The 12,515-nt window shown below is 44.5% G+C and carries 14 protein-coding genes, 1 tRNA gene and 1 pseudogene; 2 read left to right on the top strand and 14 right to left on the bottom strand.

Translation table 11 applies throughout. From position 1 onward, the window contains the following. Nucleotides 1-75: 75 nt before the first annotated feature. From HRU73_RS12395 to HRU73_RS12385, 3 genes and pseudogenes are all read right to left on the bottom strand, one after another. Entirely contained in the window at nucleotides 76-858 is a 783-nt protein-coding gene (locus HRU73_RS12395; RefSeq protein ID WP_287398855.1) for a methane monooxygenase/ammonia monooxygenase subunit A, read from the bottom strand. A 160-nt stretch (nucleotides 859-1,018) separates the two neighbouring features. After that, nucleotides 1,019-1,830 (bottom strand): annotated as a pseudogene (locus tag HRU73_RS12390) (methane monooxygenase/ammonia monooxygenase subunit C). 60 nt (nucleotides 1,831-1,890) lie between these two features. Then, nucleotides 1,891-2,064, bottom strand: a complete 174-nt coding sequence (locus HRU73_RS12385; protein WP_158297462.1) for a hypothetical protein — start codon at nucleotides 2,062-2,064, stop codon at nucleotides 1,891-1,893. Nucleotides 2,065-2,271: 207 nt separating this feature from the next. On the opposite strand from HRU73_RS12385, the gene HRU73_RS12380 reads away from it, so the two are divergent. Together HRU73_RS12380 and HRU73_RS12375 are read left to right on the top strand one after the other, a co-directional pair. After that, nucleotides 2,272-3,291, top strand: a complete 1,020-nt coding sequence (locus HRU73_RS12380; protein WP_011111555.1) for an L-threonylcarbamoyladenylate synthase — start codon at nucleotides 2,272-2,274, stop codon at nucleotides 3,289-3,291. A 15-nt stretch (nucleotides 3,292-3,306) separates the two neighbouring features. Continuing rightward, nucleotides 3,307-4,056, top strand: coding sequence for an HAD family hydrolase (locus HRU73_RS12375; protein ID WP_287398854.1), 750 nt, complete (start codon nucleotides 3,307-3,309; stop codon nucleotides 4,054-4,056). A 39-nt stretch (nucleotides 4,057-4,095) separates the two neighbouring features. On the opposite strand, the gene HRU73_RS12370 is transcribed toward HRU73_RS12375, so the two are convergent. The 11 genes from HRU73_RS12370 to infC form a co-directional block, all read right to left on the bottom strand. Then, nucleotides 4,096-5,067, bottom strand: coding sequence for a peptidoglycan DD-metalloendopeptidase family protein (locus HRU73_RS12370; RefSeq protein WP_287398853.1), 972 nt, complete (start codon nucleotides 5,065-5,067; stop codon nucleotides 4,096-4,098). Between the two features lie 107 nt (nucleotides 5,068-5,174). Further along, on the bottom strand, nucleotides 5,175-5,843 hold the full coding sequence (locus HRU73_RS12365; RefSeq protein WP_276679642.1) for a protein-L-isoaspartate(D-aspartate) O-methyltransferase: 669 nt from the start codon (nucleotides 5,841-5,843) through the stop codon (nucleotides 5,175-5,177). A 114-nt stretch (nucleotides 5,844-5,957) separates the two neighbouring features. Next, nucleotides 5,958-6,701: a 5'/3'-nucleotidase SurE gene (surE, locus tag HRU73_RS12360; RefSeq protein ID WP_011111559.1), complete on the bottom strand. Its 744-nt coding sequence runs from the start codon at nucleotides 6,699-6,701 to the stop codon at nucleotides 5,958-5,960. A gap of 171 nt (nucleotides 6,702-6,872) precedes the next feature. Then, a tRNA-Pro gene (locus HRU73_RS12355) sits at nucleotides 6,873-6,949 on the bottom strand. A 63-nt stretch (nucleotides 6,950-7,012) separates the two neighbouring features. After that, nucleotides 7,013-7,408 carry a MerR family transcriptional regulator gene (locus HRU73_RS12350; RefSeq protein ID WP_502709296.1) on the bottom strand — a complete coding sequence of 132 codons (396 nt, stop codon included), beginning with the start codon at nucleotides 7,406-7,408 and terminating at the stop codon, nucleotides 7,013-7,015. Further along, the gene (locus HRU73_RS12345; protein ID WP_011111561.1) at nucleotides 7,386-7,694 is read right to left on the bottom strand and encodes an integration host factor subunit alpha; all 309 of its coding nucleotides are present in this window, start codon (nucleotides 7,692-7,694) and stop codon (nucleotides 7,386-7,388) included. The genes HRU73_RS12350 and HRU73_RS12345 overlap by 23 nt, the downstream gene beginning before the upstream one ends. A gap of 50 nt (nucleotides 7,695-7,744) precedes the next feature. Beyond that, nucleotides 7,745-10,111 carry a phenylalanine--tRNA ligase subunit beta gene (gene pheT / locus HRU73_RS12340; RefSeq protein ID WP_287398852.1) on the bottom strand — a complete coding sequence of 789 codons (2,367 nt, stop codon included), beginning with the start codon at nucleotides 10,109-10,111 and terminating at the stop codon, nucleotides 7,745-7,747. 18 nt (nucleotides 10,112-10,129) lie between these two features. Then, a complete protein-coding gene (gene pheS / locus HRU73_RS12335) occupies nucleotides 10,130-11,149 on the bottom strand; it encodes a phenylalanine--tRNA ligase subunit alpha (RefSeq protein ID WP_281871486.1) in 1,020 nt (339 codons plus the stop codon). A gap of 86 nt (nucleotides 11,150-11,235) precedes the next feature. Next, the gene (gene rplT / locus HRU73_RS12330; RefSeq protein WP_011111564.1) at nucleotides 11,236-11,595 is read right to left on the bottom strand and encodes a 50S ribosomal protein L20; all 360 of its coding nucleotides are present in this window, start codon (nucleotides 11,593-11,595) and stop codon (nucleotides 11,236-11,238) included. 11 nt (nucleotides 11,596-11,606) lie between these two features. Continuing rightward, nucleotides 11,607-11,804 carry a 50S ribosomal protein L35 gene (gene rpmI, locus HRU73_RS12325; protein WP_011111565.1) on the bottom strand — a complete coding sequence of 66 codons (198 nt, stop codon included), beginning with the start codon at nucleotides 11,802-11,804 and terminating at the stop codon, nucleotides 11,607-11,609. Between the two features lie 124 nt (nucleotides 11,805-11,928). Beyond that, nucleotides 11,929-12,513, bottom strand: a complete 585-nt coding sequence (gene infC, locus HRU73_RS12320) for a translation initiation factor IF-3 (protein WP_074671359.1) — start codon at nucleotides 12,511-12,513, stop codon at nucleotides 11,929-11,931. Between the last annotated feature and the right edge of the window lie 2 nt (nucleotides 12,514-12,515).

Raw genomic sequence — 12,515 nt, 5'->3', positions numbered from 1 at the left:
CTCCCCGTTTATAAAGGTTTTGATACCCATTTTATTTGATCCCTCTGAAAGCCTTCTTCACCGAATGCGGTAACATCATTGCGATGTACGATACGACCTCTTTACCTTTAACGTAGAAAAGGCTGTACAGTAAACTTTTCCAAGATACCACCATACGGTGAACATCAACATTGATACGAACGCAGAGAAGAATGCTGCAATAACTGTGGTATGACCACCAAAGGTACGCAGTGAACCTTGCTCAATATGACGAACATACTCGGGTGTACCTGTACGAACATACATATGGCCCATGTAGTCAGCCATCGACAACAGTGTTCCTTCTACAACGATTGGCAGATGCGTTGGACCAAAGATCGGCCAGTTACCCGGATAGAACAGCAGACCGAAGAATCCGCCTCCAACCAGAGCCGTCACCAGCCAGTTGCGTGTCAGATACAGCGTGAAGTCCAGCATCAGCGCACCCGGAAGCATAATGCCCGGTGTTACGAAGTTGATGGGGTAGTGTGACCACCAGTAGAATCCCCAGTAACGTGTCAGCCACTCACCAATCAGCAGACACACCACACACAACGTTGCACCAAACGGTTGGCGGTAGTTGACCCACAAGTAATACATGATTGCCGAACAGTAGGTGATCCCCACGATTGGCGTTACAACCGGCCACCATTGACGATCTTTCCAGTCCATCCAGAAATCCCAGTCACCTGCCAGCAGCATGAAGTGCATATGGTAGGTACCTACCAGCAAAACAATCAGAATTGGAAAATAAACCGCGTCAATCAGACGTGACATATGGACCGCTTCTGGCGGCATCTTAGCCGCTTTCAGAATTTCTTCCGTTCTAAATATACTCACCCTGCCCTCCTTCTTATAATTTAAAAGTAACATACGATTCCTCTTTTCCTCTAAGGTACCGCACTCTGGTTCTGACTGACCGGGCGCTACTTTCAGCACCCGGCCAGACTTCCTCTTTAATGTACCCCAAGCGCAACTTCTGCCCGGAGTACATACCAGATTAAGCTACAACCCGGTTGTTCAGGATTTCTTTGCTCTGGTTATTCCAAATCACGTCAGTCAGATTGGAGTAACGGGTAATGATCTGAGCTGCAACACCACCTGGAACAGACCTGCCCAACCCAGCACTACAAATCCCCAGTGCAGCGGTGCGCTAAACAACTCTTCCATGAACCAGAAAGCATGACCCCATTCGTTCAGACCAACATTAGGCAGAATCATCAGCGGGCCTGCAATTGCCATTACCAGCGGGAAGGAAATTCCACGGCTGAACAGTGGCAGACGGGTCATTGCATACAGGTAGGTTGCAACACACACACACGATGTACATCGGGAATGATCCGTAGAACACTACTACGTGGCTTGGCGTGAAACTGGTGTCACGAATAATCACCGGTGCCGGGAAGCATCTTGCTCCGTGAAGAAGCTACCGCCCCAGTAAACACCAAAATGTATACACCCAGCCACATCATGTAGTAGAAGTAGCGTTTGACTTCCAGTTTCGGATCCGGGTTGTCCAGCTGCTCTTTCGTATCACGGGTTTTCATAATCCAACCCGGTAACCAGCGCAAACAGCGGCATAATCGCCATGTGTACACGCCACAGCCCCATCCACACACGATCAAACTCTGGCTCCATCGAGTCCATTCCGTGTGAATAAGCAAAGTAACGCTGATACCATACCCAGAAAATCGCCACCAGAAGCATGGTAATCATGCCAAATTTGTAAAATTTGGAGTCATACCACAGTGACATGTCATAGCCTCTCGACGAGACTGATGAGGCACTGCTCGTTCCTAACGTAGTTGCCATCTCTTTATCCTCCTATTCACCACATTTTGTTAAAACCAGTGATGAAAACTAAACTTTTCATCACTCACTATCGCAAAGAAACCACAATAACATCATGGTCTCCGCTTGATTTTCGACTCCGTATTTCTCGTTTTGTTCCGGCAAAGCTCCAATACCTCCGCCAGATACATCTGAAAGGCTAGTCACCTTGACCTTTTTAGTCAAGCCCTTTTTTATCCAAACAACCAGCAGCATCAGTAGAATATCAAAAAATCAATCAGTTAAAATAATCAACCCATCCCACAACCATCACAAAAATTACTCACATCCCTCAAGAGAAATTAACCATAACATTAAAATGGTTAATTGTTTTCCAATATATTGTTATTGTTGATAATTTAAACTTACTGAGAAATACAGAAAAATTGATGCTTGTGTACAAATTTCCATTCTCCAGCCCTAATGTTGCAGACTGATAATCTAATTCCAGATTTTATAAACAAGCAGATTACGCAGGCCGTTATGAGCTTGCGCAGTGGTAATGTGGTTGCTTTTCCAACTGAAACCGTTTATGGACTTGGCGCTGACATTTCTCAGCCTCAAGCAATCCAAAAAATATTTGAAATCAAGGGTAGGCCTTCCAGCCATCCGCTCATCGTTCATTTTGCCAATTTATCCGAACTCGAATTCTGGGCTGAAAATATACCTGCAACTGCATGGATACTGGCCCAACATTTCTGGCCCGGTCCATTAACGTTAATTTTGACAAAAAGCAACCATATTCCCCTTAGCGTTACAGGGGGACAAGAAACCGTAGGATTGCGCATTCCCCGACATCCCATTGCCCTGAAGCTGCTTGAACAGCTTGGCAGTTGCAAAGCACTTGCCGCACCATCTGCCAATCGCTTTGGGTTTGTCAGCCCCACAATCGCTGATCATGTAAAGAATGCATTTAATGACAAAATTGAAGTAATTCTTGATGGCGGCCCTTGTGAAGTAGGTCTGGAAAGTACTATCGTCAGTTGTATTGACAAAGATGTCACGATATTGCGCCCTGGCGGTATCTCAGTTTTATCCATTGAAAACTTACTGCAACAGAAAGTCTCAGTTAAATCACAAAACAAAATACGTACACCCGGGTCTTTATCATCACATTACGCGACAGCAACCCCTCTTGAAATCTGCCAAAGTAGCGAATCCCTCTTCTCCCGCTCTTTCGACCTTCTGCAACAAGGGATACGTACAGCTGTAATCATTCGCAGCATACACCTGATCCCCATGTTGAATTCGGACGATAAATTCCACTATATTCTTATGCCCAACGACCCGGTAGCATTTGGTAAGGATTTATACGCTACATTGCGTAAACTCGATGATGCGAATTTCGAGCGGATTCTGGTTGAAGCACCGCCTGATGATTTAGAATGGCTGGCTGTTGCTGATCGGTTAAGTCGGGCCAGCTATTCATTCACAAGTAAATAACTTCAATAAAAAACTATGGCTCTTTCTGCAGTTCTTTTTGATGTAGACGGTACGCTCGCGGATACCGAACGAGATGGACACCGAATTGCTTTCAATCAAGCTTTCAATGAATTTCAACTGGATTGGGAGTGGGACGTAGACCTGTATGGCGTTTTACTTCAAATTACGGGTGGCAAGGAACGCATCCGTTTCTATATAGAAAATTATGCACCTTCTTTACTTAGTAAAAATAATCTTGATGAATGGATTGCACAGATTCATAAAACCAAAACCAACTATTTTCTGAATCTGCTGAAAGAAGGGAAGATACCACTACGGCCAGGCATCAAACGGTTGTTGGACGAGTTACGAAAAAACAATATAAAAATTGCAATCGCCACTACAACAACCTATGAAAATGTAAGCACTTTACTTCAGTGCACACTGGGAGACAGCGCTCTCGAGTGGTTTGATGTAATCGGCGCAGGAGATATCGTTTCAAAAAAGAAGCCCGCACCAGATATTTATGAATGGGTACTTAACCAACTTAATCTTCCTGCTGAAGCTTGTATCGCTATTGAAGATTCAGAAAACGGACTGAAATCGGCTACGGCAGCCGGCATAAAAACAATCATCACTGTCAGCGAATATACTCGGGAGCAAAATTTCAGTTATGCAGCCCTTGTTTTAGAGGATTTAGAAAGTACAAACCATACCCATCAAATAGCAGCACAATCATTTGATAAGCCGTTAAGTGTGCAAACACTATCTGATCTCCTGAATTAAGGCCCCGGCGAATCCAGTAGAGCAGAAAACAACCAATAGTTATCTGGTAGGCAAATAGCCAAGCGGATCTACCGGTTTGCCTTTTTCTCGTATCTCAAAATGCAGCTTTACCACTCCACCATCGGTATTGCCCATCTCAGCAATCTTTTGTCCTTTAGACACACTGTCACCTTCATGTACAAAGATCTTGCTATTGTGGCCATAAGCACTCAGATAACTATCATTATGTTTAATAATGATTAAATTACCATATCCGCGCAAACCACTCCCACTATAGACAACAGTACCTGAGGCTGATGCCAGGACAGCCTGTTTAAGTTGGCCACCTATTCCCACACCTTTAGATTTCTCAGAAAACTGGCTAATAATTTGACCACTTGTCGGCCATCCCCAGTTGATACTGCTATTGTTCGTTCTTACATTCGCTGACTGATCAGATTTATTTTTGGATGGCTCCTTGATACTACCGACTTGATAAGGTTCGGAATCAACTTGAGCAGCGCCGGATTGATTATTCAGTTGATCACGCGCTGTATCGGAATAAGGCAGTAAAACTCCTTTTGGCTCTGTTTTGAAAGATTCAGTCGTTTCATAGTTACTCCTATCAGATAAGGTGCCAGGCTGATAACCGGCGACACCGACATCTCCCGGTTGAGAAATTGAGAAAAGTGTGGGCTGCGAAGAAAGATCTTCCTGATCAGGAATCTGTCCTTGTCCTGCAAGGGTCCGTAAATAAAGCTTCTGACCAACTCGCAGCTCTCTCGGATCTGCAATATCGTTCATTTCAGCCAGTTGATTGACATCTAAACCATTTTTCAGAGCAATACCATACAAAGTATCGCCACTTTGCACAACATAGACCTCTTTTCTCTCATAATCCTTTACATTATCTCCAGATATCCCCGAATAACTGCCTGGCAACCGCTCAACAACTGGTGCCGGATCCGGTTTTGAAACACAGGCGCCCAAGGATAAGGTAAGAAGAAAAAAAGAAAATAGACGCATGAACATTGAGTATTTGGCTCAATACCACGAATATGATCGGGTAAAGCCCTTGTAAAAATTATCCGGATGCTAAAAGAAACCGGTGATAAGCTTTTATTCTTTGAAGACCCTTGCTATCTATTGATAGTTCCGGGAAGTATCGGTACAAACATCACCTCATCCAGGATAGTTTCAACAAAACCTTCGGTCGTGTGATCGATCACACAAAGATATTGCTTCCTGTTTCCCTTTGGGAATACCATTCTGCCACCCATAGCCAATTGTTCCAGAAGTGTCTCCGGTATTTCCGGTATAACTGCTGTCATCATAATTCCATCGAACGGCCCTGCTTCCGGTAAGCCCCGCATACCATCAGCATGCTTCAGATGAATATTGAGAATACCCAATTCACGTAATCGAATACGTGTACGTGTCAACAAAGGACCTATCCGCTCAATCGAATAGACTTCACTTGCTATTTTTGCCAGAACTGCAGTCTGATAACCACACCCTGTACCAATTTCCAGGATTTTTCTAAGTGAATTACTGCCACCATTTCGCAGCAATTCAGTCATACGGCCGACAATCCAGGGACTGGAGATGGTTTGTCCGTAATTGATCGGTAACGCAACATCTTCATATGCCCGAGATGCCAAGGCTGCCTCAACAAAAAGATGGCGCGGGATAAAACCCATTGCTGCCAATACCACTTCATCTTTAATACCCTGTTCCCGCAAGCGTTCGACCATACGAACCCGCGTCCGCAGCGATGTCATGCCGATACCAGAATGGCGTACACTCACGTACCAATTCTCCTATTTCTACCTAACACTAATGAAATAACGAGAGCGAACAACCTCAACAAACCTCGACTTCATTACCAGCGAATAAACTTGTCAGTTAGCGCCGGGGGATTACTAAAGTGTAAGCCAGTTCTTGACATAACCAATCTGGTCGTAACGTGTCAGATCTATTTGTAGTGGTGTTATTGATACCCGGTTATTTTGAAGAGCAAAGAAATCAGTTCCCTCACCTGCATCCTGGGCTGCACCTGCGGCACCCACCCAATATACTGTCTCTCCTCGAGGAGTTTGATATTTAATCACAGATTCCGCTTTATGACGACGACCTAACCGCGTAACTTCCACTCCCTGCAACTCATCGTACGGCACATCCGGGACATTCACATTGAGCAGAATCGGAATATGGAATCTGTTTTCTGTGAACCGCTTGACAAGATCAACAACGATCCTGGCTGCTGTTGGAAAATTGCCGCGCGACATACTCACCAGGGATACAGCAATTGAAGGCAATCCTAACAGAAAGCCCTCGGTTGCAGCTGCTACAGTCCCTGAATAAACCGTATCATCCCCCATATTAGCGCCATCGTTGATCCCTGAGATCACCATATCCGGCAATTCATCCAGCATGCCGGTTACAGCGAGATGGACACAATCTGTCGGTGTACCATTTACGTAATAAAAACCATTATGTGACTTATGCAAGCTGAGCGGGCGATCCAGCGTAAGCGAATTGCTTGCCCCGCTACGATCACGCTCTGGCGCAACAACCGTCACATCTGCAATCTCAAGGAGCACTTTTGCGAGATTGGCAATACCTGGCGCAAAATACCCATCATCATTACTGAGCAAAATGCGCATTCAAATACATCCCCGAAAGTTGAGTAATGTGGCCAACTACCGTGAAAGCCCACCTTAAAACGATTAAATCGTTTATGGTAAGAATAAATACACAGTCGCCAAAGATTAGAGATAATTAAATTCTTTCCAGATTTAATCTAAAACTTGAAAGACAAATGACTTTTTAAAAACTGGTCGGGGCGAGAGGATTTGAACCTCCGACCACTTGCACCCCATGCAAGTACGCTACCAGGCTGCGCTACGCCCCGTTTCTTTTACTTTGATTATAACAAAACTGCACCAGGCAATTACCAGCCTTGTACCAATAATACTCATGCCTCACTTACCTGAAGAAACAATATGACTTGCTCAATTTCTCTTTTTAATCCGGCCAGACTGAAATCTGAACCGGACTGACAAGATTGACTACCTACTACATTATTTTTAACCTGATTCTGCAACCCTAATACCAGGTGATTGCGTGCTCCGTTTATGGTAAAACCATAGTCGTACAATAACTCACGTATCCGTCTGATGAGTATTACCTCCTGGTGCTGATAGTAACGCCGGTTTCCATGACGCCTGATTGATCTCAGTTGGGTAAACTCCTGCTCCCAGTAACGCAAAACATGTGGCTTAACGCCACATAATTCACTCACCTCTCCGATTGTGAAATATCTCTTTACCGGTATGGGAGGCAATACATTAATTTGTGCCTGATTCTCCACGATAGTTGGCTTCCACCATAGATTTAAGCTTCTGGCTTGCGTGAAAAGTAACCACTCTTCGTGCCGAAATCGGAATTTCCTCACCAGTTTTGGGATTCCGCCCCGGACGTTGTGGCTTTGTTCTCAGCTGAAAATTACCAAAACCTGAAAGCTTTACACCATCACCATTCTGAAGTGCTGCCCGCATTTCCTCGTAAAAACACTCTACAATCTCTTTTGCTTCACGCTTATTCAATCCGATATTCTCGAATAACAAGTCAGTAAGCTCTGCTTTGGTTAAAGCCATAATCCACCCTTAAGATAGAAAATAGAGTAATTGCCCTGAACCAACACTAATTAGCTACGTAGCGTTGCACCAAATTTTCGTTCAAGAATACCGACCAACTGACTGACTGCCCGATCGATTTCCTGATCTGTAAGGGTTTTTTCGCTATCTTGCAATAAAATACGGAAAGCAAGACTCTTTTTCCCTTGCACTAATTTTTCACCACTATATAAATCAAATAAAGATATCTCACTAATGCTGCGGTCTTTTTCCAGATGCATTGTCTCCAGCAAACTGGCTACACTTACATCACTTTCCACGACAACCGCAATGTCGCGCCTTACCGGTGGAAATTTCGAAAGCGGATACATGGCTGGCAATAACTCAGCAGCCAACGCTTCCGTTCGTAATTCAAACAGTATGGCAGATTGAGATAAATGATACTTGCTCTGCCAACGAGGATGAAGTTCTCCTATCCAACCAACCGGCTTCTTGTCTATCAAGATTCTGGCTGATTTACCCGGGTGTAACGCCGGATGTAGCGCAAGCTCAAAATAAACGCTTCTCGGCCAGAATAAAGACTCAATGTCCATTTTTACATCATAAAAATCGATATCCCGATCCGGCACACCCCATTGCTCCGGATATGCACTTCCTGAGCAAAGAGCCGCCAGATTTTCTACCTCTTTTTCCTCATCGCCCTCTTTACTGAAACACGAGCCTAACTCAAAAATTCTGACTCTGCTTTGCTTGCGGTTCAGATTGAATTGCAGATTATCGATCAATCCGCCAAAAAGACTGCTGCGCATTACATCCATATGACTGGCAATTGGATTCTTTAATCTGATTGGTATGTCATTTCCAGAAAAATCTGCTTCCCATTGAATATCGACAAACGTGTAATTTATAACTTCCTGATAATCTTTCGCAGTCAGAATCTGACGCAATCGTTTAACTGGTGATACACCCGTTTCTGGTTCTGCCAGCATATGCACCGGTGCTTTGGGCAACCGGGCAGGAATCAGATCATACCCGTGCACCCGCGCAATTTCTTCAATGAAATCTTCTTCGATCACCAGGTCAAAGCGCGCTGCAGGTGGCACGACATAAAACATCTCACCCACCATAGTGTAACTAAATTGCAAGCGTTGAAAATACTCCGATATCAGTTCAACACTGAAATCTACTCCCAGAATCTTTGCAATGCGTTTTTGACGCACCCTGACTGCCTCTCGCCGCGGTAGATCACTCCCGATTTCTGTAACCGGCCCCGCTTTACCTCCGCATATACTCAGAATCAGTGCCGTAGCTCGTTCGAGCACACTACGTGTCATGGAGAAATCCACACCTCGCTCGAATCGATGTGCAGAATCCGAGGTAAAACCCAACTTAAACGACTTTCCGCTGATCACAACGGGTGAAAAGAAAGCACTTTCAAGAAAAACATCTGTTGTAGTATTTGTCACCCCACTTTCACTGCCGCCCATGATACCGGCCAACGCCAATGGTTTACTGCTGTCAGCTATAACCAACATATCTCTCTGTAAAGTTAGCCTCTCGCCATTCAGTAGCAGCAAGTGCTCATTCTCACCAGCAAAACGTACACAAATCTCCTGGTTTACCTGATTAAGATCAAAGGCATGCATTGGCTGGCCTGTTTCCAGCATAGCATAGTTGATAATATCAACCACCGGATTAATCATGCGCAAGCCGGCACGCTCCAGACGCTGACTCATCCATAGAGGAATGGCAGTATCTGTTGCTACACCCTTGATGACCCGGCCACAGTAAAGTGGACAGGATTCAGGTTCCTCTACCCGGATTTGTAATACATCTTCAATTACCGGATTAACAAATACAATTTCCGGCAAATCAAGCTCGCTAGCGGTAATTGCAGCAACCTCACGCGCAATACCAAACATACCCAAGCAGTCGGCCCGGTTAGGTGTCAGCTTCAAAGTAAAAATACAATCATCAAGCGAGTAGTATTTTCTGAAATCTACTCCCACAGGCGTATCACCCGGAAGCTCAAGTAACCCATCGGCATCACTTGCCAATCCGAGTTCCTTGGCAGAGCACAACATACCTAAGGATTCTACACCGCGTATTTTACCCTGCCGTATATCCAACTCAGGCAGCCGGGCTCCCACCAGAGCGCACACGGTTTTCATACCTTCTTTTACGTTTTGTGCTCCGCAAACGATTTGCAAAAACCCGTCTGACTGAGTTCCCACATCAACCTTGCATACATTAAGCCGGTCAGCATTAGCATGCTTTTGAACAGAAACTACTTGTACAACGACTACCTTATCGAAAAACGGGGCAACAGGAGCTACGCTCTCCACCTCCAATCCTGCCATCGTTAATTTGTGCGCCAACTCCTCATCAGAATACTGGAGATCAACCAACTTTCGAAGCCAGTTCCCGGAAAATTTCATAACTGCAAGTTTCGTGTATTAATTAAACTGTTTCAGAAAACGCAGATCGTTTTCGAAGAACAAACGCAAATCATTAACGCCGTAACGCAACATGGCCAAGCGTTCGACGCCCAGACCAAAAGCGAACCCGATATGTTCTTCACTATCCAGACCAACATGATTCATGACATTCGGATGCACCATACCGCACCCGAGTACTTCTAACCAGCCAGTTTCACCACAAACCCGACAACCCTTGCCATTACACATTACACATGCAATATCCATTTCAGCAGAAGGTTCTGTAAACGGAAAAAAAGAAGGGCGGAATCTGACTGACAAATTATCTTTCTCAAAGAAATTCCTCATAAACTCCACCAATACACCTTTCAACGCGGAGAAACTGACATTCTCATCTATCCACAATCCTTCAACCTGATGAAACATTGGCGTATGTGTTACATCGGAGTCACAACGATACACCCGCCCAGGTGCAATAATTTTTATGGGTGGCCGATGGTTCTGCATGTAATGAATCTGCACTGGCGATGTATGTGTTCGTAACAATTTTCCACCATCAACATAGAAGGTATCGTGCATAGCACGTGCAGGATGATTCTCAGCAATATTTAACGCGGTAAAATTATAGAAGTCAGTTTCGATTTCGGGGCCAGTTGCAACACTAAAACCAATCGAGTGAAACAATGATTCGATGCGTATCAAAGTTCGTGTGACGGGGTGCACCCCTCCCATTCCCAACCCACGCCCCGGCAAGGATACATCCAGACTCTCCTCGGCCAGACGAGCCGACATATTTTTTTCCTGAATAAGGTTTCGACGTTCAATCAAAGCATCTTCCAACAGTTTCTTTGCCTGATTGATTCGCTCTCCCATTACCGGTCGTTCTTCAGGAGTCAGTTCCCTCAACCCCTTTAGCAGAATAGTAATCTCACCTGTTTTTCCCAGGTATTGCGCCTTGATCTGCTCTAGATCAACGATACTTTCGGCATTATCGAACAATTTTATTGCAGCATTGACCAAGTCTTCCAGATTACCCATAGCAATGGAATGATTCATTCATAAAAAAGGGAGGTCGAGCCAATAATTGCTGACCTCCCTTGGTAAACTTGTACACCAACTACTTTTTAATTTGCCAACCCGGCTTTTACCTGGTTAGTTATTTTCTCAAAGGCAACTTTATCAAATACAGCCAAATCAGCCAGTATTTTCCTGTCAAGACTAATACCTGCCTTTCTGATACCGTTCATAAATGTACTGTAAGTCATTCCCAACTCACGTGCTGCTGCGTTGATACGCGCAATCCATAAAGTCCGAAACTGTCGTTTTCTTTGACGACGATCACGATATGCATATTGTCCAGCCTTCATTACAGCCTGTTTTGCAATACGGTATACATTTTTTCGTCTACCGCGATACCCCTTCGCCAGCTTAAGAATCTTTTTATGGCGGGCCTTTGCCGTTACACCACGCTTTACTCTTGGCATTATCTATCTCCTCAGGCGTAAGGCAACATCACACGTACAGATACCATGTCACTTGCATGAACAGCAGCCACACCTCTTAACTGCCGCTTATTTTTGGTTGTTTTCTTGGTAAGAATATGGCGCTTGAAGGCTTGTGAACGTTTTATACTTCCCCCCGCCCTTACTTTAAAGCGCTTAGCAGCACTCTTTTTCGTTTTCATCTTAGGCATAAATTTTTCCTCTTTTAATATGAATCAAGGTGTTTCAGATCAGAAAACTTTTGGGACCCTGATATCACTCGTAATAAACAAACAACATTGCAAACAATCTTGTACCAAAACAATAAAAACACTGCTACTGAGTTATAGCCTCACTTTTTGCATCAGTTTCAGACTGTTTAGCAGATTTACCTACCTTAACTTCTTTCTTTTTGGGAGATAAAACCATTACCATTTGCCTCCCCTCTAATTTTGGGAATTGTTCCACCACAGCATGGTCAGCAAGGTCCCCCCGCACTCTTTCCAGCAATCTGACACCAAATTCCTGATGTGCCATCTCCCTGCCCCGAAAACGGAGTGTAATCTTTACTTTGTCGCCATCATTTAAGAAATGAATCAGATTTCGTAGCTTGATACCGTAGTCACCCTCATCTGTATTGGGTCTAAACTTGATCTCTTTGACTTGTATTTGTTTTTGTCTCAGCTTGGCATCATGCTTTTTTTTGCTTTCCTGATAAAGATATTTACCGTAATCCATCAGTCTGCAAACTGGCGGCTCCGCTCCGGGTGCTATCTCCACGAGATCTACACCCGCTTCCTCAGCCATTTCTTTTGCTTCAGCTATCGACACAATCCCAGCCTGCTCACCATCAATACCAATTAACCTGATCTGTGATGCCGAGATCTCGTCATTAACCTTTACAGTCTTTTCTTGAGCTATGG

The organism is Nitrosomonas sp. H1_AOB3, assembly GCF_015709435.1.
Taxonomy (GTDB): Bacteria; Pseudomonadota; Gammaproteobacteria; order Burkholderiales; family Nitrosomonadaceae; genus Nitrosomonas; species Nitrosomonas europaea.
Note: the sequence above shows the minus strand (reverse complement) of the source record. Positions and strands in the feature narration are given on the sequence as shown.

What these genes read in the sequence shown, in the direction of transcription:
- HRU73_RS12385 (WP_158297462.1), bottom strand. Translation starts at nt 2,064, where the DNA reads ATGCTGCTGGTTGTTTGGATAAAAAAGGGCTTGACTAAAAAGGTCAAG.
- HRU73_RS12380 (WP_011111555.1), top strand. Translation starts at nt 2,272, where the DNA reads ATGTTGCAGACTGATAATCTAATTCCAGATTTTATAAACAAGCAGATT.
- HRU73_RS12375 (WP_287398854.1), top strand. Translation starts at nt 3,307, where the DNA reads ATGGCTCTTTCTGCAGTTCTTTTTGATGTAGACGGTACGCTCGCGGAT.
- HRU73_RS12370 (WP_287398853.1), bottom strand. Translation starts at nt 5,067, where the DNA reads ATGTTCATGCGTCTATTTTCTTTTTTTCTTCTTACCTTATCCTTGGGC.
- surE (WP_011111559.1), bottom strand. Translation starts at nt 6,701, where the DNA reads ATGCGCATTTTGCTCAGTAATGATGATGGGTATTTTGCGCCAGGTATT.
- HRU73_RS12345 (WP_011111561.1), bottom strand. Translation starts at nt 7,694, where the DNA reads ATGGCTTTAACCAAAGCAGAGCTTACTGACTTGTTATTCGAGAATATC.
- pheT (WP_287398852.1), bottom strand. Translation starts at nt 10,111, where the DNA reads ATGAAATTTTCCGGGAACTGGCTTCGAAAGTTGGTTGATCTCCAGTAT.
- pheS (WP_281871486.1), bottom strand. Translation starts at nt 11,149, where the DNA reads ATGGGTAATCTGGAAGACTTGGTCAATGCTGCAATAAAATTGTTCGAT.
- rplT (WP_011111564.1), bottom strand. Translation starts at nt 11,595, where the DNA reads ATGCCAAGAGTAAAGCGTGGTGTAACGGCAAAGGCCCGCCATAAAAAG.
- rpmI (WP_011111565.1), bottom strand. Translation starts at nt 11,804, where the DNA reads ATGCCTAAGATGAAAACGAAAAAGAGTGCTGCTAAGCGCTTTAAAGTA.